A 20,612-nucleotide genomic window follows, 5' to 3' on the forward strand; every position below is an offset into this window, starting at 1 on the left:
ACTGACACGAGATTGATACCAGATAATGACGAACAAAAAACCGGCCAAAACGGGCAACAGCGCTTCACCTCAAACAAATCGTGCTCAAAAGAGTCGACCACAAAACAATCGCGCTCAGAACAGTCGCACTTCAAATAATCGTGCCCAAACAAACAATCGCGCCCAAAGTAGTCGCACTCAAAAATCCAATGCAGCCGCTTCAGGCTCAAGCCTTATGCCACTGTTATTGGTGGTGATTTTTCTTGCTGGTTTAATCGGCGCAGCGCAGCAACATATGTTGCCCTACGGCATTGCGGGTATGTACCTCACACTGAGCCTGCTAACCTTTATCGCCTACGCTATCGATAAATCCGCCGCAAAACGCGGTAAATGGCGCACTAAAGAAAGCACTTTGCATCTGCTGGCGCTCATGGGCGGTTGGCCCGGCGCCCTGTTTGCCCAAAACGTGTTAAGGCACAAGTCAGTTAAAGCCTCATTTAGAAACGTCTTCTGGCTCACCGTTGTCGCTAACTTAACCGTGCTGGGTTATGGCATAAAAACCGGCGCCGTAGATATGTTTATCTAGCAAGCTATGGATTCTATGAAAATCTAAAGTTTGTCACTAAAACGCTTTAACTTATTTTAATATAAAAACAAAGGTTAAATTATGAAAAAATTTTTAGTTGCAGTTTTGGGTGTTGCAATACTATCGGGTTGTGCCGCACCTCGCTATACAGCAAAACCAATAGAAACAAATACTAACAATGTAGAAATAGTCATTATTAAGGATAAAGAAACACGTGACGGCTTCCAAGAAACAATGGAGACATGGCTAAAAGCAAATAATTACACCTACACAGTGCAGCCTGATGGTTCTAAACATGATTTAAATAAACTCACATTAGAATATGAAGGTAATTGGACTTGGGACTTGGCATTATATTTAAAAAGCGCTGAAATTAACGCATTTCAGAATGGCCAAAGAGTTGGCAGTGTTAAGTTTCAAGTACCCTATACTGCGAACCCGAGTAAGTTTGGTAATGCTGCGAATCGTATTAGCTATATGATGTCAGCTCTATTTGGTCAAATCACTGCTGATGAAGCAACAAAAAAAGTAAATGGTTCAAGCGATTAATATCATTGAAACCTTAACTAAAAAACAGGGTAATCATAGAATTACCCTGTTTAGTTTTGCACTGTTTATTATCTTTAAAACCAGCTCAACGCGATACTGATAATCACGCCTGTGATCATCAGCTGCATTAAACAAAAACCCATAATATCCCGTGCTTTTAAGCCCGCAATTGCCAGCACGGGCAGTGCCCAGAAAGGTTGAATCAAGTTAGTCCAGGCATCACCCCAAGCTACGGCCATAGCTACCCGAGCAACATCGGCACCCAAGGCTTCGGCAGCGGGTAACATAATCGGCGCCTGCACGGCCCACTGACCACCACCCGATGGCACAAAAATATTCACAATTCCCGCGCTAATAAAGCTCCAAAATGGCAGGCTCTCGGCACTGGCTATGGCCACAAAACCTTCCGAAATACTTTGGGCTAAACCCGACTGCACCATCACCGCCATAATGCCCGCATAGAAAGGGAATTGGATCACAATCCCTGCGCCGCCCTTAATGGCCTCATTCAAGCTGGTTAATAAACTGCGTGGCGTTTGATGTAAGAGGATGGCGAGAAACAAGAATAAGAAGTTCACTAAGTTAAGGTTTAAGCTGCCGCCCTGTACCCAAAAGTAATAGCCTAAGTACACAAGCCCAGCGCCACCGACACTCCAGCCGAGTAAGCGGCTATTTTCTAACTTATCCGCAGGACGGTTTTCAGGCTGACGCTCGCTCACATTGGCAGGGTTAAGCTCCAGCGCCGAAGCTGCGGGTTCGCTGCCTTTGTCGTCAAGGGCGCTTGGGTCGACATAAATGCTGTCCTTGTCTTCAGGCAGCATAAAACGATTCACTAAGGGCATAACCACAAACAGAATCGCCACTAACAGTAAGTTAAAGCTCGCGAAAATGGTTTCACTGGTGGGGATAATGCCAATTTGTGCTTCAGAGAAATGCCCCGCCGTTGCTATGGTTAATGGGATAGAACCCGCAAGCCCACCATGCCAAACCACAAAGCCAGAATAGGCGCTGGCGACCAGCAGCCGATAATCCACTTTCACTTTACGCGCTAAGGCTTTGGCAAATAACGCGCCCACCACTAGCCCGAATCCCCAGTTAACCCAACTGGCGGCCAGTGAAACCAAGGTTACTAAAATAATGGCTTGCGGTGCCGATTTAGCGAATCCTGCAATCGCATCGAGCAGCTTTTTAATCGGCGGCGAGCTTGCCAGCATGAATCCCGCCACCAGCACTAACAGCATCTGCATCGAAAAACTCAGCAAGGTCCAAAAGCCATCGCCCCAATAATTGATGACTTCCAGCGGAGTTTTGTGTTCTGCGACCACAGCTGCAATTAACACCACTAAGGTGAGTAAAAGGACGAAAATATAGGGATCGGGTAGATATCGGTCGACGAGTTTGACCAAAGGTTTTGCCGCTTTGTTTAACATAGACTTTCCTTGTTTATTATCTAAATTCTAGTTTTTATCTGTTTTTATTGAATTTTTATTGAGTCTTAAGCCCACAGATTAAGCGATCTCTAAAGCGGGATAAAGTCTTGAGGGGATTTTTAACGCCTTGAAGTGGTAGCAACAGATATCCCGCTCAACGCAGGTGCGAGTGCCAATAGCATCTCAAGCTAAAAAACTGATAATATGGCGAAAATTAACTAAGGTGCTCTTTATATGAAAATGTTACTTGCCGTTGCTGTGATTGCTGGGGTGATTTTTTACTTTTTTACCTCGATGAACGGCCAAAAAGCCGCACAAGAGAATATCCGTTTAGGCAATGAATTTTTAACGCAAAACAAAACCAAAGAAGGTGTCATCACCACAGCTTCGGGTTTGCAATATCAAGTGTTAACTAAGGGCGATGGCACAGTTCATCCTAAAGCCAGCGATACAGTGACAGTGCATTACCATGGCACTTTGATCGACGGTACTGTGTTTGATAGTTCGGTTGATCGCGGAGAGCCTATCGCATTTCCGCTTAATCGGGTGATTAAAGGTTGGACCGAGGGCGTACAACTTATGGTCGTTGGCGATAAAGTGCGTTTCTTTATCCCGAGTGAACTCGCCTACGGCAACAGCAGCACGGGCAAGATTGGCGGTGGTTCAGTGCTCATTTTTGATGTAGAACTGCTTAAGATTGATTAAATCTGTCTTCAATGAGCCTAATTGCGTCATAAAAAGCCCTGCATTATCGCAGGGCTTTTTTCTCTATAACTCAAATAATATTAGTATGTTGGATGATTAAGGACAGCTTGCTGCGCCAATATCAACCCATACCGCCGCAACGCCTGGTACATCACCTTTAGTCCAGTAACTCGCCTTCCACACACGACCGTTATAGCTGGTGGTTTGACCGCCGTTATACACCACACCCGCATCCCAACCGAGATCAACTTGGCTGAGTAGCTGCCATTGATCAGCGGTGCGGGATGGCGTATTGCCCTGCGTCCAGTACTTCGCTTTCCATACCAACTGACTGTGACTCACAGTATCGCCCGTGTTGTACACCACACTGGCTTGCCAAGCAGGATAGTTACCGGCATTAGGATCGGTTGCATCACAACCACCACCGATCACTTTTGGCGTCACGGTGAGATTCGTCGATGCGCTCGCATCCAAGGCACCATCGGAAACCAGCACGCTCAAACCATAGCTGGTCGCTTCGGTGACATTAGGCCCAGTGACCACTAAGGTGGCACTATTTTGTCCGGTTGCCGACACGCCAGCGGGCACAGTCCAAGCGTAAGTTAAGGCATCACCGTCGGCATCAGAGGCACTCGCCATTATGCTAACAGTTTTACCCGCTTCCACTGTTGCAGTGGCAGCTACACTCACCACGGGAGCTTGGTTCGGAGTATCCGCCTTATTGGTCACTGTCACTGAATCTGTAGCAGATAACCCTTCTGGATCAGTGACTTTAAGACTAAAACTATAGGCAACATCAGTTTGCGTTGCAGCCAATTGAATCGCCGCATTCGCCATATCGGCGTTTGTGATGGCAATCGTTGGGCCAGACACTTGAGCCCAAAGATACGTTAGCGCCTCATTTTCAGGATCACGCGAACCGCTACCATTGAGCACCACATCGGCGGGACCTGTGACATTCACATCCGCGCCCGCATTAGCAATTGGCGCTTTATTCACCGGTGGCGTAGTTCCTTCGCCATGACCTAAACCTTCGTGCATCGCATTTAGAATATCGCCGTTATCGGCATCAATTTCCCATGCAAATAAACCACCTAACTGATTGGCAAGCACATATTGGCCCTTAGCTTTAACGGAACGAGCATCATCGAAAGTGATTAAATCACCCGTTGATGCCTTGAACAATGATGGCGCCTCGGCCGTTTCATCATAGCTGTAAGTCCAACCGCTCCCCATGTATTCGTTCACTATCTGGCGATAATCCACTATGCCATCTTCCCATGTGCCTTTCACTTTGCCCGTCGCTGTCCCTGTGAATGGGTTATTGCCCGTGTAGCCATTCACGCCTGTCCAGCCGCGGCCGTACATAGCGGCACCAACCACAATTTTTCCTGGGGTAACACCTTGAGTTAACAGAGCTTTAATACCCTTGTCTGTGGTGTAGCGAGTATCAGGATCCCAACTCGCCTCATAAAGATTGGTTTGATGACCGAGTTCAGTATTTGTCCAACCGCCATTGAAGTCGTAACTCATCAAGAAGATGTAATCCATGTACTGCTGAGCAGCCTGATAATCGACCTTTGCCATTTTTTGAGCATCGATACCAATTGCGGAAGTCAGTTCATAGGTACGACCCGTCTCAGCACTTAACTCGTCGAGCATGGATCGCAGTTCACGCATCAGGGTTACATAGGTTTCACCGTCATTGGCATTACCTAAGTTTGGATTCGCACCGCCACCACCTGGATATTCCCAATCAATGTCGACACCATCAAAGAACTTCCACGTTTGCAGGAATTCCTTCACCGATGCGACAAAGGTATCGCGCTTAGTTTTATCGCCAAAGTAGAAAAAGGGATCAGATAACGTCCAGCCACCGACCGAAGGCAAAATCTTTAGATCGGGGTGGGCTTGCTTCAACGCCATCAATTGGCCGAAGTTGCCTTTGTAGGGATCGGAGTAGTCACTCACGCCCGCCTGTGGCATTTGGACCGCCGCCCAAGGATCATGGATAGCGACTTTAAAATCTTCACGGCCACTACAGGCACGTTGCAACGCTTGGAAACTGCCGTCGATTTCTTTCAAGCTATCGTTAATGCCATCACCACCGCAAATAGGGGTAAAGCCATATAAAATATGAGTTAAGTTCTGTGCTGGGATTTTATCGACAGGGAACTTACGGCCATACACGCCCCATTCTACAAAGTAACTGCCGACCACTTTGCCCGACTTGTTAACGTATGGACGATTGTTTTCTTTAAGCGGAGCATTGAGTGGCACTAAATGGCTGCCATCGGTATCGGCCACGAGGATTTCTTTGGCATCGCTCGCCGTACAACCATCGCTGTTACACAGTTGCACTTGCATCTGATAACGGCCGCCTTTGTTCACCTTAAAGTTAGCGGTGCCCGAAGCGCCTGAGGGGCCTTCCCAAGCTACATTACCGTTGAGCAGCACTTGGGCTTTATTGCCCACATCACCACTCCAAAGGTTCCAGCTGACGGACACGTCGGCAGCATCTTTAATGGTCACCAACTGATTGTAAGCCGTAGCGGCTTGATTAACTTCGATAATAGCGAACTTGGTTTCGCCCCAACCTATAGTCGGTTTGCCGGGCGCTGCGGCAAATGCACTGACACTCACGGTAGATGCCAGCGCCGATGCCACCAGCAAGGCTGATGTTGAAATTTGAGTCTTGAACATGAGATATCCCTATTGAATTTTTTTATATGAATCAATAAGGCAAACAAAGCGTAGACAGGAAACAACACTCTCTTAAGACCATGCAACACGACTGACAATTGCACGAAGAAAAACCTGTGGTATCCCCGCTATCATAGGTACAGACGAACCCTTAGACCGGAGGCTTTGCGTCCCAGTTTTTCAACTGGTTTGCCTTTTACACGCAATGACAACGTTGTCATTGCGATAATCAGCATAGACGTAAGCGCAATAAAAATGCAACAAAATATTATCAACTAAGGTAGTGGTCTGATAAGAAAGCAATTAAATACAGTTCAACTATTTCTAATATTTACTTTGATAATTAAGGGTTTGCTGACTATTTTAGCCATAAAAAACAGGACACGATAAGCCAAAGGCATCACCTGTCCTGTTATCAATTTCACTATTTATGCTGCGAATACTGCTTAAATTGCTAGGGCTGAGCCGCTGAACTCTAATAATTCAAAATCATAAGCAAACAGCATCTATGATCCTTATACGCGTGGATAATCCCTTGCGAGCATCACAGATAAACCTCTGCACACTAAGGTTTCCATATCATCGACGCGGTTGATTTTCATCTCAGCTAAGGGCGCGCTCAATGCCATTTGCTTTAAGCTTTCGAGGCAGCCTTTGTAGTAAGGAGCACTGTTCATCATGTTACCCGCGAGCCAAATCCGATTGGGATTAAATAAATTCACTGTCCACGCCAGCCCCATACCAAGGTAACTGCCCGCACGGTATAAATCATCCTGAGTAGTGATGTTACGGCTACGCACAGAATCGCCACTGGCGAGTTGTTCTAAACTAAATTCGCCTGATTCTGTCATCACGCGGCAATGGCCCAACTCCCCTGCCACCCCTGTCGCTCCAGTAAAAGCTTGCCCATTAAACGCAATCGACATCCCTATCCCAGTGCCGCACATGACCAACAACTCACAGGCATATTTGGCATCGCACGTGGCTTGCATACCCGCATCCATATCGTTGCAGATAAACTTAAGCTCGCCTTGGGTTTTCACTGTGTCAAAACTCAAACCATTGAGTCCGGGTAACGATTTACAGGCAACCAAACGATTATTTTGTACGAGTCCAGGTACGCCAATCGCTAATTGGTAATCTTGTAAATCGTAATCGCGTTCAAGCGCAGCGATTTGATTATTTAACTCTTCAATTTTAAAACCTTCGCCTGTGGGGATTTTATATTGTTCTGTATGTCCCGCGAGCTGAAGTTCGAACAGGGCTGTCGTACCGCCCACATCTATTGTTAGTATTTGCATCGCTTACTCCACTGATACATGCGCCCCACTCTGACCCCGAGCGGAGATGGCAAATGTTAGCATAGGGTCCAAATGTTAGCGATTGAATAAAACTTAAGTCGCTAATTTGTAAGGAACAAGTCTACAAAAAATATGACTGACATTTTGTTTTACTCAGGTTTTATGCTAAGAATCACACAAATAAATTAAGGGTAAAACACTTAGCTTGCTCATCACAGTCAGCACAAATTCACGATTGTATACAAAATCCTTTATTCGCTCCCCTTGCATCTCGCGCGTTAGGCTTGCGATAATCCGAGCTGGTTAGAACTCAAATAAACATAAACCAATTTATCCTTAGGCAAGCTTTGCCTACCGACTCGCACAGCGTGCCAGTCTCACTTGGAGCCCATATGTCACATTCAATTGCCAGCCGCCTCGGTGCCATTCGCAGCGAATTATCTTCTGTCAATCTCGATGCTTTTATCATTCCCCGCGCCGACGAGTATCTAGGCGAATATGTGCCAGAACATAACGAACGTTTATACTGGGCAACAAACTTCACTGGCTCGGCAGGTATGGCTATCGTATTGAAAGATAAAGCCACTATCTTTACCGACGGCCGTTATACGGTTCAAGTTCGTCTGCAAGTGGATGCCGCACTGTTCAGCTATGAAAGCCTGACCGACACGCCACAAATTGAGTGGTTATGTGACACGCTGCCAGCGGGATCTCGCGTTGGCTTTGATGCACGCTTACATACTTTAGCTTGGTATGAAAATGCCAAAGCGACCTTAAGCAAAGCCCAAATTGAATTAGTAGCGGTTGAACAAAATCCTATCGATTTGCATTGGCAGGATCGCCCCGCACCATCGAGTGCGCCGATCACGCTATTCAGTAACGAGAGTGCCGGTAAAACCAGTCTGCAAAAACGTACTGAAATTGGCGCCTTAGTGAAAAAAGCCGGTGGGGACGTTGCTTTGATTGCCGCCTTAGATTCTTTCTGCTGGCTATTAAACATTCGCGGTAACGATATTCCGCGTCTGCCTGTCGTGCTCGGCAGTGCCCTACTCCACGCTAATGGCGATATGCAGCTATTTACCGATTTAAGCAAACTCCCTGAGGGCATTGAGGAGCATGTCGGTGCAGGCGTTAGCTTTAAGGACGAAGCCACGCTCGCCGATACCCTTGCCAGTTTGCAGGGCGTCAAACTGCTGGCCGATCCGAACTCGGCTAACGCTTGGGCGCAAAATCTCGCCCGTGAAGCGGGGGCTAAATTGATTGCTGGAATTGATCCCGTTTCTTTACCTAAAGCACAGAAAAATCCTTCAGAACTTGCCGGAATGCGCGCTTGTCACATTCGTGATGGCGTTGCTGTAAGTCGCTTCCTTGCATGGTTAGATGCCGAAGTTGCCGCCAAGCGTATGCACGATGAAGCCACGCTTGCCGATAAATTAGAAAGCTTCCGCCTGCAAGATGAGTGCTATCGCGAGCCAAGTTTCGACACCATTTCAGCAGCAGGCCCCAATGCCGCCATGTGCCATTACAATCACAACAATGGCACACCTGCGATGATGACAATGGACAGCATCTACTTAGTGGATTCTGGCGCGCAATATATTGATGGCACTACAGATGTGACCCGTACTATTGCGATTGGCAAAGTGACTGATGAACATAAAAAAATGGTCACGCTGGTGCTAAAAGGTCATATCGCGCTAGACCAAGCTCGCTTCCCTAAAGGTACTTCAGGCCAGCAGCTCGATGCATTCGCCCGTCAGTATTTATGGCAACATGGTTTTGATTACGACCACGGCACAGGCCATGGCGTGGGTCACTTTTTAAGTGTGCACGAAGGTCCGCAGCGCATAGGTAAAAATGTCAACGGTATCGCACTGATGCCCGGTATGGTGCTTTCCAACGAGCCGGGTTACTACCGCGCTGAGAGTTTTGGCATTCGCTTAGAAAACTTAGTCGTAGTGCAACACTGTGAAGCACTGAAAGGCGCTGAGCGTGAGATGTATGAGTTCGATGCACTGACTATGATCCCTATGGATGCCCGCCTTATCGATAAGAGCCTGCTAACGCAAGGGGAAATCGACTGGTTCAATGCTTACCATCAGCAAGTGTTCCATACACTTTCGCCGCTGATGTCCGGTGATGAACTCGCGTGGTTAACGAAAGTGACTAAAGCGATTTAGAGCGATTTAGCACTCCCGCGGGTAAGTAGCGATTTGAGTCGCCATTTAAATCATCTTCTACATCCGTTATATGCTACAAAATAAAACGCCCAAGGCTATAAGCCTTGGGCGTTTTTTTTAGCGCTGATACTGTATTTTCAAGGCCTAGTCCTATTTCAATAGCATGCTTTCAAAACATGATAAAAAAACGAGCCTCTAAACCATAGTGGGCTGCGCCATCGGCTGATAAGCATCATCCAGCGATGCCTTAGATAACACTTCAAACTCCTGATGAATTGCCATAAAACAATCGACTAATTCAGGATCGAAATGCTTACCTTTGCCTTCAATCATTAAATCGATGGCTTCTTGGTGACTAAAGGGTTGCTTATAACATCGCGGCGAAGTAAGCGCATCATAGACATCCACCAAGGCAACGATGCGCGCCGAAAGCGGAATATCCTCACCTTTCAACCCTAAGGGGTAACCACTACCATCCCACTTTTCATGGTGACCCGAAGCAATATCTTGGCCCATCTGAATAAAAGTACATTGGGGCGCATATTCCAACAAACTGCGTAACACTTGCCCACCAATCACAGGGTGGGCTTTGATCTGCTCAAACTCCTGCGGGGTTAATTTACCCGGTTTGAGCAGAATAGCATCGGCAATACCGACTTTACCTATGTCGTGCAAAATGGCCGATAGACTAATATCTTGAATAAAATCATCGTTCAATTCAGCCGGAGGATTGTCGGCCTGCAGTCGCTGCGCCGCGAGCATTTTTGAATACTGCCGCATACGTAATAGATGCGCGCCCGTTTCGTTGTCTCTGTATTCGGCAAGTTTGGCTAACCCTAATACAGTCGCTTGGCGTGAGGCTAAGGTTGAATCGAGTGAATCCGCCAACTTACCTAATAAGTAAGTGATGGTTAGCGTCAACATGGCATTGGTTACAATAAAATTGACCACGACAACGGCCCAAATACCCAAACTGTAACCGTGAATATCAGGCCAGTTTAACCAGCCAAAGTGATAGGCAAGCCCAATCAGAACCAGACTCAGCCCATTCAAATATTGGGCATATAAACTCGCGCGACTTCCTAAGAAAATGCCAACTAATGGCGGAAAGATAAATAACCAGAAGAACCCCGCACCCGATGGACCTATCGCAATCAAAAAACCAACGCCAATAGCAAACCCCAAGAAGCAGCCACAGCCAAAACGCGTGCTATCAGCAAGCTTAGGAAAATACAGCAAAAATAGTAAAAAAAGATAAGCCAGCGTATCGAATACCACCATAGACCAAAGATCGGCGATGACACATAAATACACGCTGGTGACATATACGGGCACGCAGAGAAGCGCAAGAAAGCCAAATAGACGTTCAAAAATCAAACGTCGCCAATGGGGCAGTGCCGCTGCTGTCCCCAAGGACGCGGTAGCCAATTTAGCTACGCCACGTCTAAGTGATATCGCCATGGGAAAATCCTCTTATGTTGCATTCCCGCTATGAGCTAATGAAGCTGATCTTACGAACCTAAGCTAATGAGCTAAAGGGTGCGAATAAGATGACAAAACTGAGGCAAAGCCAGATAAATCACACGCCCAGCAAGCCATAGTTTGTTGCCCATTAAAGAATAGACTAAGACGAATAAAGCGCCCTAATGAATGCCGCGATATGGCAACTGAATCAACAACATTAGTCCAATATCGCCGAGCAGATTTAGTCGATAACATGAGCGTCTAATATCCACTCACTATCTGAGGAAAAATAACCCTATACAAAATACTGAAATTTACGTTTCAGCAGGATAAACGCTCGTTTAATTCTGTATTTGCACTACTTAAAAATTTTATATTTTGCAATAGCTTATAAATACAACGAACGATTGATTTTCATGGGTAAGCCATCAAAAAGCGCTCTCCTATACCCATACAAAAATGATAGTCTTATCACATAACAAGCTTACCCCAATGAGAGTAAGCGCAAGAAAATTAGCGCCTAACACCGCGCCCCTGAACCCCAATGAATCATATCGGCCCTGAATGGACACACTAAATGAGCCAGAGTAACGCGTCTGCCAACAGAACACTGAATGCACAGAGATCAGATCAAGAAATCCGCTTAACACCGCAGGACGAACTCATTTCCACCACCGACACTCGCGGTGTTATCACATACGTTAATGCCCGTTTTGCCGAAGTCTCAGGCTATAGCGCCCAAGAGTTAATTGGCAGTGCCCACAACATGGTTCGCCATCCCGATATGCCGAGCGCCGCCTTTAAAGAAATGTGGGAAAAGCTTAAGTCGGGCCAATCTTGGCGAGGCATAGTGAAAAACCGCTGTAAAAATGGTGGCTTCTATTGGGTCGATGCCTTTGTCTCGCCATTGTCTGAAAACGGCACCATTGTCGGTTATCAATCGGTACGTATTCAGCCTCAGGCCGCCTACGTCAGCAAAGCAAATGAGATATACCAAAGACTTAAACTGGATAAATCCATTTCTAAGCCCTTAAGCTTAATGCAAAAACGTATCCTCTCGGCGGTTGTCGCCTCAACAGGCTTACTGATCGCAGGCTACTTTTGGGGCTGGGGCGTGATTATCGCGGGGGCGGTTTTGATGAGTCTAAACTTGGCTATTTTCTACGATGAGGCCTTTCGCATTCCCGCTAAACTGATTGAAATGCAAACCAAATACGACTCTATCAGTCGTTACATCTACTCGGGTGCCGATACGTCTTCTATCCTCGATTTCCAGCTCATCATGCTGCAAGCCAAAATGAATGGCGTACTGGGGCGAACTCAAGATCAAGCCAATCAATTGCACGCGATTGCCGATCAATTAGTGGTCGCGACCGAGCAAACCTATGTCAGCCTAGATCAAGAGAAAAGTCAGTTAGAACAGCTCTCTGGCGCGATGGAAGAAATGAGTTCAACCATCACAGAAGTGGCGCAGAATACCCATCTCACGTCCACCAGCATCAATACCGCCTACGATCTCTGCCTTAAAAGCAGCGCCAATATGAAGGCCAACACTCAAAAAGTGGAACAACTGGCCAAGTCTGTTGCCGATGCCGCTAACAATGCCCATCAATTGAATAAAGAAGCCGAGCAAGTTGCTAATGCGATGGGCGAAATTGACTCCATCGCCGAGCAAACCAATCTTCTCGCCCTCAATGCGGCCATTGAAGCTGCCCGAGCCGGTGAACAAGGCCGTGGGTTTGCCGTGGTCGCCGATGAAGTGCGCGCGCTGTCGAGCCGAACCCAACTGTCGACTAACAGCATTTCAAAGAGTGTCGATAAGATGTTCACTATGCTCAACGCATGGGCCAAAGAAATGGAACAAAGCCGCCAACACGCCGAGCGCTGCGCTAGCGACATCCAACTGTCCGCCGACAATGTGAATACCCTTTACCAAGAAGTGAGTGATATCCACACCTTTGCCCAGCAAAATGCGGTCGCAGCGGATCAACAGCGTCAAGTGGTCAACGAGATTGCCAGCAACATACACTCCATCACCCATTCAAGCGCAGAGAACTTGGCCGCAACCCATCTGATTGGTGATGCCGCCCATCTGCTTAAGCATAATGCCGAGAAAGCCCTCGGCTTGAGACGCACCTTCGGTTAGTCATAAGCAAGATATAAAATGCCGCAGCCAAAACTGCGGCATTTTTCTATCGCGTTATTTTAGCCCGTTCTTTCCGCCAGCCGTCACTCAACCTTAAATCATACTCTACTAAGAGCATACTCAATCCAGTACTGATCAAACCCTGTGCTTGCAAAATTGGCCCTATCCCGCCTGAGCCGTCGCTAAGGCTTTTATCTCTTGGCGATAAAATGATGCAGATAAAATGCCAAAACACTAAAAAGTTCAGGTTTTAACCGAAATTTTTGCTATACTCCGCGCCCGCCATTTTTCTTATAAAATCTGTGTGGAAGAATGAGCCAGTCGGCACGCCTCTCTCCTTAGTCGAGTAAATAATAGAGGCTCGCGGTGCTTGAATGTTTGAATAAGTGAACGATAGGAATCCAAAATGAGATTTGAATCTTTTAGTTTTTCCCCCGAGATTTTGCGCGCTATCTCAGATTGCGGTTATCAACAAATGACGCCTATTCAGCAGCAAGCGATACCTGCTATCCGCCGCGGCCAAGATGTCTTAGCCAGTGCCCAAACCGGTACGGGTAAAACCGCCGCTTTCGCGCTGCCGATCCTGCAAAAGATGGTTGAAAATCCAAGCGAAACGTTAAAGTCGAATGCCCGCGTATTAATCCTTACGCCGACCCGTGAGCTTGCGGCTCAAGTCGCTGACAACGTTACGGCTTACTGCAAGTACTTAAACTTCAGCGTGTTAACCATTTATGGTGGCGTAAAGATAGAAACACAAGCGCAAAAGCTGAAACGCGGCGCCGATGTGATTGTTGCCACCCCAGGTCGCTTACTTGAGCACCTTACCGCCTGTAACTTAAGCCTGTCGAACGTCGACTTTTTAGTCCTAGACGAAGCCGACCGTATGTTAGACATGGGCTTTAGCGCCGATATCCAAAAGATCCTTCAAGCGGTAAATAAGAAGCGTCAAAACCTGTTGTTCTCGGCCACTTTCTCAAGTGCAGTGAAAAAACTCGCCAACGACATGATGGTTAAACCGCAAGTAATCAGCGTTGATAAGCAAAACACTACGGCCGATACGGTTAGCCAAGTGGTTTATCCGGTTGAACAACGACGTAAACGCGAACTGCTGTCTGAGCTAATTGGCAAGAAAAACTGGCAACAGGTCTTGGTATTTACCGCGACCCGTGATGCCGCCGATACGCTAGTCAAAGAATTGAATTTAGATGGGATCCCATCAGAAGTGGTCCACGGTGATAAAGGCCAAGGCAGTCGTCGCCGCGCCCTGCGTGAGTTTGTTGCAGGTGATGTACGCGTACTGGTTGCCACCGAAGTTGCCGCCCGTGGTCTGGATATCCCAAGCCTTGAATACGTAGTCAACTATGACTTACCTTTCCTCGCCGAAGACTATGTCCACCGTATCGGTCGTACAGGCCGCGCGGGTAAAACTGGCGTAGCCATTTCTTTCGTGAGCCGCGAAGAAGAACGTACCTTAGCCGATATCGAAAAACTGATCGGTCAACAAATTCGCCGCGTCACTGTGCCAGGTTATGAAGTGGGCAGCCGCGAATTGCTGTTAAAACAATTGCAAACCCGCCGTAGCTTTGCCAAGAAGCAACAAAGAACCGACAACGTCGGCGCTCAAGTTACTGCTGAGAAAAACATGCAAGGCCGCCGCGTAAAAATGAAGGTGGGTCAAGCACCTAGCAAAGCGAAAAAGCTTAAGTAATCGCTAAAACGGGCGGTGTAAAACGCATAGCGTTTAACCCCATCTAACGTGTTTTAGTGAAATCGGCCACAACAACTGTTGTGGCCGATTTTTTTATGCCCAATTCGATAAAGCACTGCCCACTTTAACTAAAAACAATCCGTTATTGATAGCAAAACGACCATAACGCGGGGAACAAACTCAGCAACGTCGCCCCCGCGAGCAATCGCTCACGTCCGTTAAGCTTTTTACCATCGACAAGTTGGCGGCGACTGTAGAGAAACAAGAGTAACCCTGGGCCGTAGAGTAGCAAGGACAGCAACAGATACTCGACGCCTGCGGCATAGAGTAACCAGAGTCCATAACCGCTCGCCACCAGCGCCACGATTCTCATCAGCCCATTGCCCTGTCCACTCAAAGAAAGCTTCAGCAGGAACAGTCCAATCAATAGATAAGGCACTAAAATCATCGACGTAGAAATGAGTAGCAGATTGGTATACCCCTTACCTAGCAGCCACACCAGTATCAAACAAAACTGCACTGTTAAGCTAGATAACCAGAGGGAAGCGATCGGCGTGCCATTGCGATTCTGCCGCAAAAAGATGGCAGGGAAAGCACCGTGGCGGGCTGCGCTGAAAGGCACCTCTGCCGAGAACAGAGTCCAACTCACATAGGAGGCCAGCACAGAAACAATAAGCCCAACACTGATCAGCGCCTTACCCCAAGAGCCGCTCATGTGTCCCATCAGTCCCGCCATAGAGGGATTAGGCAGCGCAGCAAGTTCAGGACGAGCCAAAATTCCCAGCGCTAACACAGAGATAAGCACATAAAGTAGTAGCGCCAGCACGACGCCAAGGACAGTCGCCGTGCCCACATCCCGCTTATTTTTAGCGCGCGCCGATAACACAGCCGCACCTTCGATACCGGTAAACACCCAAAGCGTGATCAGCATAGTGTTACGCACTTGCTCCGACACTGGCACAGCTAAAGTGCTGGCCGCTTGGTCCTGAGCAAAAGTCACAGGGTCGAAGTAATAGCAGGCAAACAGTACAAACAGCAATAACGGCAAACTCTTGGCTAATGTCGCCACCAGATTGAACATCGCCGCCTGCTGTACGCCGCGGGAGACCAACCAATGCACCGCCCACAAAATGCACGACTCACCGATAAAAGCGGCCAGCGTATTGCCCTCGCCAAACCAAACTTGCTGCGGCGTATCGACAAAGCTGCCAAGGGCGGCAAACGCAATCACTAAATATCCCACCACGCCTATGGTGGCGCAAAGCCAATAGCCCCAAGCAGAAAAAAAGCCCACCAGCTCACCAAAACCGGCTCTCGCGTAGGTATAAATGCCGCCATCAAGCTCAGGCTTCAAGCGCGACAGATAGAGGAAACTCGCAGCCAATGCCAAGATTCCCACACCTGTGATCCCCCAACCAATCAGCACAGCTCGAACACCCGCCACTTCAGCCATGTTTTGCGGCAGGCTAAAAATCCCCGCACCTACCATAGAGCTGAACACTAGGGCTGTGAGTGACCAGAGACCTATCCTGTTCTCTTTCATACAAAATCCTTAGCGCAAACGAGTAGCAAGTGCCTGAATGTGTTCGGGACCAATGCCGCAGCAACCACCGATAAGCGAAGCCCCTACCGCGCGCCAACGCTCAGCCCAACCGAGATAATCGAGCGGCCCAAGATCGGCACGGATCTCATCCAGACCATCGTTAGCGGTCGCCTCTTTCGGCTGAGGAGGAAACGCATTGGCATAGGCACCGAGTCGAATATCGGCACGCCCCAGAGCACTCAATCTATCGCTGGCCACCTGTAATGCCGCCTCAATCACCTCAGGCTGACAACAGTTGAACATAATCGCATCCACACCGACTGCTACTAACGCGTCGATAGCATCTGCCACCCGCTCACCGGAGCGAAGTGTCGGTTCGCTACCTAACGTCTCGTCCTCTAAGGTAAAAGAAACCCAAAATGGTTTGCCATCTTCTGGCAGCAAGGCCTTGATGGCTAAAGGCTCAGCAATCAAACTCATGGTTTCGGCTAACCAGAGATCGACACTGGGCGACAGCGCTCGAATGAGTGGGAGCGCCAATTCACTCACCCTCGCGGCCTCAAATAAATCAGCACGGTAAGAGCCAAACAAGGGTGGCAATGAACCCGCGACGCGAACCGCATTTGCGTGTTCATCCGCGACATCCCGTGCCAGTTTGCCCGCCAATGCAGCCAGCGCTTCACCCTCGGCGACAAAACGCTTATCACCAATATGAAATGGTACGAGTGCATAACTGTTGGTGGTGATAACTTTGGCACCGCTGGCTACGTAAGCTTGATGCACCTCAGTCACAGTTTGCGGCGCTTCTATCAATGCCAACGCCGACCACTCAGGCTGGCGAAAGGGTGCGCCCCGTTTTGCCAACTCACGCCCCATGCCACCATCCAAAACCCACAGTTGCTGCTTATCCATCTTGCTTACCTCAATCTTTTTATGCGACTTCGTTTTACTAGAGCACTCATAGTTAATGAGAATCCTGCTACCTAGCACCTTGCTGCGTTCGATGACGACAATGCATAGCTTCAGTGAGTACCTTAATAACTGCAAAACCATCTAGACGTTTAGATGGCTACAACAAAATAACGGAATCTCGATTTAGCCGCAATCGATATCAGTAAAAAACACGGATTAATCTCAAACTTGAATAAATGGATGCCGCGGCGCTACGAGAATATGCCCCGTTGACGGCAAGAGACGAGATATTGATGGGATCGTTGATGGAAGGCATTGATGGAGGGCATGATGAGGGCATTGATGAATGATATTGCTGCGAAATGAACTAGAGAACCTAGAAGATGATGGCAAAAAAGTGGAGAACAAGATGAGTGCCCTCCATGTCTTTGGATAATATGAGATTGGTATTTACCCAAGTCGTTTAACTATTTCCAACCCTGCAGCCAAAGGCCTTCATCTTTTAAATCATGCCAGTTTATAGATATAACTCGCTTTGACATCACAGCTTCAATTGAGCACGAGATCACTAAGCCTTCCTCATCAAATTCAATCTCAGTGACTAAAAAATGTTTTTCTTTATTGGTTGGCTTAACGGCGGTCCACTTACTGTTGAGTAATTTCTTAGGGTTAATTTTATTCATCAAAACTCCGCGTGACAGCTAATGTAAAAGAAATCACTCATTCCTTTTATTGATCAGCTAATTGAACAACTAATTGAGCAACTGGGCTCATATCCTATCCACCCCGATACCAAATGAGTTTGTTGGGTCTAATGTGTCCTTGAACAGTAAATTTGCGGTGTTATGCAATAACTTCCGCTCATCCCCGTTCCTTTAGAGACTCGCTTGAGAGCGCCTTGGCCAATACGAACAATACAGCAAGACCGCGCAATGGCACTTACAAAAAAACACTTAAGCGAAGATCTCGTCAACGGAGATGACTTAAGCAACAAATTACATAAGCAGATCACGCAAGCAGATCTCAGTACTAGAGCAGACAAAAGATAACTGTCGGTGCTTAGAAACGCAGCCATTGAAAGATAACGTTAGGAATGTCCATGTCAACCATACTAAAAACACTTTGCCTCGCAGGCACACTATTACTCACTAGCTTTACGACTCTGGCGCAGCCCATTGCCAGAGATGAGTTTTCCATCAGTCCGCTACTCAATGGTCAGCAAATTCCAAAGGTAAACTTGCAAGATATCAAGGGTAAAACCGTCGATTTGGCCGAATTAACTCAGCAAAAACCGACCATCTTTTTCTTTTACCGCGGCGGCTGGTGCCCATTTTGTAACAATCAAATGGGACAGTTAAAAGCGATTGAGCCTGAATTATTAAAAATGGGCTTTCAGTTAGTGGGTATTTCACCCGATACACCTGCGCAACTTAAGGCTTCGGCGGCAAAAAATGAGCTTAAGTATCTGCTGCTTTCCGATGAAAAAATGCTGGCAGCGCAAGCCTTTGGCTTAGCTTTTTATACAAGCGAAAAGGTCACTGAAATCTATACTTCGCGTCTTCATGTTGATAATCCAATGTGGACGACTCCCGAGGGAGCCAAACGTTTAGTCTTACCTGTGCCCGCCATTTATATTAGCGATGATAAAGGTTTGATTCATTTCCAATATGTAAATCCTAACTACAAGGTCAGACCCGCACCTAAGCTGATCTTAACCGCCGCAAGTTTAGTTGGATCGCAAGAATAAATATCGGTTTATCGACCGCTTTGCTAAACTAGCTCCGCCGCAATCAATATCGTCCAAGTTCAAATAGATAACATCACTTCAGCCCGCGGCGGAGTCATAATGAATTCTCAAACCTATAACCAAGCTGTGCTCGAACTCGCCCTTGCGGGTCTTGCCGATTTAACCGCTTCAGCACAGACCAAGAAAGCCCAGCGCACTTCTGCACAGGAAAGTCATTTTTTGTGTAATTGGATGGTCGAGTCCTTAAAGGAAAAACGCTTTTCTAAACTGGTAGCCGACGATCTCACGGCTTGGATACGTTTGGCTCGTAGCCAAGGTGCGGGCGCCGAACTCAAGCGTTTGCTAGAAAGGATAGTGCATCAATATCAAACAGTTGAGACATCGGAGCAAGCTTTGGGTACGGCATTAAATGCCATGATAGCAACCTTAAAGCAAGCCGAATGGTTAGTCTTTACTGACACTGAAATCAGCGCCAAGCTCAAACTCGATGGTGATGGTCAATCTAGCTTAGTAATTGATGCAAAAGAATTTAATCAACATATTAAAGATAATCAGTTGGTCAAACCAATCAACTTATATGTCCGCGCCGATGAACAGACCCTAACGCGTATCGCCCTATCCCATGGGTTATTACTGAGCCAAGGCAATAAGAAAACCAGCTTGGTTAAGCACCATAAAACCTACCAAATTTTCCCGCATAATCAGCAGCCCGCCCTGTGTCAGCTATTGGCTTAGGCGTCATAGCGTAAAGTGTAATGGCGTAAAGGTGAAAACTGTTTAACTATGGCTGATGTGACTGGTTGTGACCCAATAAACAATTTATTCACACAGTTTAGGTAGAATGGCCATCGGATAGGCCTTGGCTAAAGCAGAGATAACAAGGATAAAAGCAATATGGTTAAGCGATGTTTGCAGTATAAACACTTAGTTCGATTTGCCTTGTTCGCCCTTTGCTTTACTCAACCACACGCCTATGCGGAGCAGCTCAAATACAATATCACTGGCTCCTATTCTTGGTATCCGTATTTTATCGGCGATCAAGCCGAGGCGCCGGGGATGATCACTGAACTTATCCCGATGATTCTATCCCTCGCTAAAATCGACGGTGAAATCCTCACCTTGCCGCCAAAGCGCACTAATAACGCTCTGGAAACCGGTCAACTCGACTTTGATATCGTCAGCCCGAGTTGGTTTGAAAAGCAGGATTTGGGACCGCTGTTTGTCAAATCCGCCCCCATAATGCAAATCACCGAATATGTGGTCACCCTGCCTGAAAATGTCAGTAAATATAAGGATATCGACCAGATAAAAGGCAAACAAATCGGGACAGTGCGCGGTTATTTATACCACGACGATAAGGACTTTATCCGTGCCGACTTTACCTCTGAGCAAGAGTTAGTCAAAGCCTTAGATAAACACAGAGTCGATGCGATTATTTCCGGTAATTATCCAGCCTTGTATTGGTCGACTCAGTTGCGGATCCCTGTCGCCCTTGCGGCGGTGCATTCCGATGGAGACTTAGTGTTTAGGTTACGTAAGGAACATGCCGATTTGCTGCCTGCCATCAATCAAGCGATAGCAACCCTAAAAGCCAACGGTAAGATTGATGCGATAGTCAAAAAATACACCCAAACACTGACAAGCTGATCCTATGCTCAA

16 protein-coding genes and 1 riboswitch are annotated in these 20,612 nt (G+C 47.3%); of the genes, 9 read left to right on the forward strand and 7 right to left on the reverse strand.

The genetic code is table 11. The features are described 5' to 3' along the window. The first annotated feature begins 25 nt into the window (after positions 1 to 25). Together OX890_RS16690 and OX890_RS16695 are read left to right on the forward strand one after the other, a co-directional pair. Positions 26 to 565, forward strand: coding sequence for a DUF1294 domain-containing protein (locus OX890_RS16690; RefSeq protein ID WP_126492471.1), 540 nt, complete (start codon positions 26 to 28; stop codon positions 563 to 565). Positions 566 to 646: 81 nt separating this feature from the next. After that, a complete protein-coding gene (locus OX890_RS16695; protein WP_012587132.1) occupies positions 647 to 1,114 on the forward strand; it encodes an Sbal_3080 family lipoprotein in 468 nt (155 codons plus the stop codon). A 74-nt stretch (positions 1,115 to 1,188) separates the two neighbouring features. Here the strand turns inward: OX890_RS16695 and OX890_RS16700 are convergent, their stop codons facing one another. Next, positions 1,189 to 2,544, reverse strand: coding sequence for a short-chain fatty acid transporter (locus OX890_RS16700; protein WP_012587131.1), 1,356 nt, complete (start codon positions 2,542 to 2,544; stop codon positions 1,189 to 1,191). 234 nt (positions 2,545 to 2,778) lie between these two features. Here OX890_RS16700 and OX890_RS16705 point away from each other — a divergent pair, with 234 nt between their 5' ends. After that, complete coding sequence (locus tag OX890_RS16705) at positions 2,779 to 3,249, forward strand: FKBP-type peptidyl-prolyl cis-trans isomerase (protein WP_012587130.1); 471 nt, start codon at positions 2,779 to 2,781, stop codon at positions 3,247 to 3,249. A 96-nt stretch (positions 3,250 to 3,345) separates the two neighbouring features. Here the strand turns inward: OX890_RS16705 and OX890_RS16710 are convergent, their stop codons facing one another. Next, on the reverse strand, positions 3,346 to 5,952 hold the full coding sequence (locus OX890_RS16710; protein WP_268649598.1) for a glycosyl hydrolase family 18 protein: 2,607 nt from the start codon (positions 5,950 to 5,952) through the stop codon (positions 3,346 to 3,348). 115 nt (positions 5,953 to 6,067) lie between these two features. Then, positions 6,068 to 6,156: riboswitch (cyclic di-GMP riboswitch) on the reverse strand. Positions 6,157 to 6,467: 311 nt separating this feature from the next. Then, positions 6,468 to 7,253, reverse strand: a complete 786-nt coding sequence (locus OX890_RS16715) for an ROK family protein (RefSeq protein ID WP_268649599.1) — start codon at positions 7,251 to 7,253, stop codon at positions 6,468 to 6,470. A 392-nt stretch (positions 7,254 to 7,645) separates the two neighbouring features. On the opposite strand from OX890_RS16715, the gene OX890_RS16720 reads away from it, so the two are divergent. Further along, positions 7,646 to 9,433 (forward strand): aminopeptidase P family protein, encoded by a 1,788-nt coding sequence (locus tag OX890_RS16720; protein ID WP_268649600.1) that lies wholly within the window; start codon positions 7,646 to 7,648, stop codon positions 9,431 to 9,433. A 195-nt stretch (positions 9,434 to 9,628) separates the two neighbouring features. Here the strand turns inward: OX890_RS16720 and OX890_RS16725 are convergent, their stop codons facing one another. Beyond that, complete coding sequence (locus tag OX890_RS16725) at positions 9,629 to 10,894, reverse strand: HD-GYP domain-containing protein (protein ID WP_268649601.1); 1,266 nt, start codon at positions 10,892 to 10,894, stop codon at positions 9,629 to 9,631. A 580-nt stretch (positions 10,895 to 11,474) separates the two neighbouring features. Between OX890_RS16725 and OX890_RS16730 the strand changes: the two genes are divergently transcribed. Together OX890_RS16730 and OX890_RS16735 are read left to right on the forward strand one after the other, a co-directional pair. After that, the gene (locus OX890_RS16730; RefSeq protein ID WP_268649602.1) at positions 11,475 to 13,043 is read left to right on the forward strand and encodes a methyl-accepting chemotaxis protein; all 1,569 of its coding nucleotides are present in this window, start codon (positions 11,475 to 11,477) and stop codon (positions 13,041 to 13,043) included. A 406-nt stretch (positions 13,044 to 13,449) separates the two neighbouring features. After that, on the forward strand, positions 13,450 to 14,751 hold the full coding sequence (locus OX890_RS16735) for a DEAD/DEAH box helicase (RefSeq protein WP_011847413.1): 1,302 nt from the start codon (positions 13,450 to 13,452) through the stop codon (positions 14,749 to 14,751). A 142-nt stretch (positions 14,752 to 14,893) separates the two neighbouring features. On the opposite strand, the gene OX890_RS16740 is transcribed toward OX890_RS16735, so the two are convergent. The 3 genes from OX890_RS16740 to OX890_RS16750 all read right to left on the reverse strand — a co-directional run bounded on the left by OX890_RS16740 (position 14,894) and on the right by OX890_RS16750 (position 17,889). Next, positions 14,894 to 16,294 (reverse strand): basic amino acid/polyamine antiporter, encoded by a 1,401-nt coding sequence (locus OX890_RS16740; RefSeq protein ID WP_006085754.1) that lies wholly within the window; start codon positions 16,292 to 16,294, stop codon positions 14,894 to 14,896. Positions 16,295 to 16,303: 9 nt separating this feature from the next. Beyond that, complete coding sequence (locus OX890_RS16745) at positions 16,304 to 17,206, reverse strand: homocysteine S-methyltransferase family protein (RefSeq protein WP_268649603.1); 903 nt, start codon at positions 17,204 to 17,206, stop codon at positions 16,304 to 16,306. 467 nt (positions 17,207 to 17,673) lie between these two features. Next, positions 17,674 to 17,889, reverse strand: coding sequence for a TIGR02450 family Trp-rich protein (locus tag OX890_RS16750; protein ID WP_107402354.1), 216 nt, complete (start codon positions 17,887 to 17,889; stop codon positions 17,674 to 17,676). A gap of 416 nt (positions 17,890 to 18,305) precedes the next feature. Here OX890_RS16750 and OX890_RS16755 point away from each other — a divergent pair, with 416 nt between their 5' ends. From OX890_RS16755 to OX890_RS16765, 3 genes are all read left to right on the forward strand, one after another. Then, entirely contained in the window at positions 18,306 to 18,953 is a 648-nt protein-coding gene (locus tag OX890_RS16755; RefSeq protein WP_006085757.1) for a peroxiredoxin-like family protein, read from the forward strand. 99 nt (positions 18,954 to 19,052) lie between these two features. Next, positions 19,053 to 19,688, forward strand: a complete 636-nt coding sequence (locus OX890_RS16760; protein WP_012197426.1) for a DUF2913 family protein — start codon at positions 19,053 to 19,055, stop codon at positions 19,686 to 19,688. A 159-nt stretch (positions 19,689 to 19,847) separates the two neighbouring features. Next, a complete protein-coding gene (locus OX890_RS16765; protein ID WP_006082582.1) occupies positions 19,848 to 20,600 on the forward strand; it encodes a substrate-binding periplasmic protein in 753 nt (250 codons plus the stop codon). Positions 20,601 to 20,612: the final 12 nt, after the last annotated feature.

It is taken from the genome of Shewanella sp. DAU305 (assembly GCF_026802235.1).
Taxonomy (GTDB): Bacteria; Pseudomonadota; Gammaproteobacteria; order Enterobacterales; family Shewanellaceae; genus Shewanella; species Shewanella baltica.